We start from the raw sequence: 551 nt of genomic DNA on the forward strand, positions 1-551 counted from the left end.
ATAGATAAACGAATGGTTGTTTCTTGAATACCTATATTGTGGCGTAATTCCATAGGAACACCTGAATGTGTGGTAGAGCCAGGATGACATGCCAATGACTCGGTTCCTCCCAAACTTACCGCTAATTTAAATATTTTCATCGCATTGAGAAAACGAAAAGCTTCTGCTTCACCACCAACAATATCAAAGGAGAATGTTGATCCTGCGCCTGTGCATTGTCTAGCAAATACTTGACCTTCAATACTATTTTCATCTACAAAAGGTAAATAGTGGATCACTTTCACTTTTTCATGGTCACGTAGAAATTGTGCAACTAATAGCGCATTTTGATTGGCTTTTTCCATGCGAATTTGCAATGTTTCTAAAGAGCGGCCTAACATCCAGCAAGAATGCGCATCAAGTTGTGTCCCTATTGCACCTCTTAATAGGCGAACTTGATTAATAAGCTCGCGTGATCCCATCGCAGCACCGGCGACCAAATCAGAATGTCCACCCACATATTTTGTTAATGAAGAGAGTGAAATATCAGCGCCTTGCTCTATAGGATGTTG

1 protein-coding gene is annotated in these 551 nt (G+C 40.7%); it reads right to left on the reverse strand.

The features are described from left to right. Positions 1-551: PLP-dependent transferase (locus IE142_RS40295; protein ID WP_191889510.1), on the reverse strand; the 551-nt coding region annotated here is incomplete at both ends.

This window comes from Streptomyces mutabilis (genome assembly GCF_014649815.1).
In the GTDB taxonomy this organism is placed as follows: domain Bacteria; phylum Actinomycetota; class Actinomycetes; order Streptomycetales; family Streptomycetaceae; genus Streptomyces; species Streptomyces mutabilis.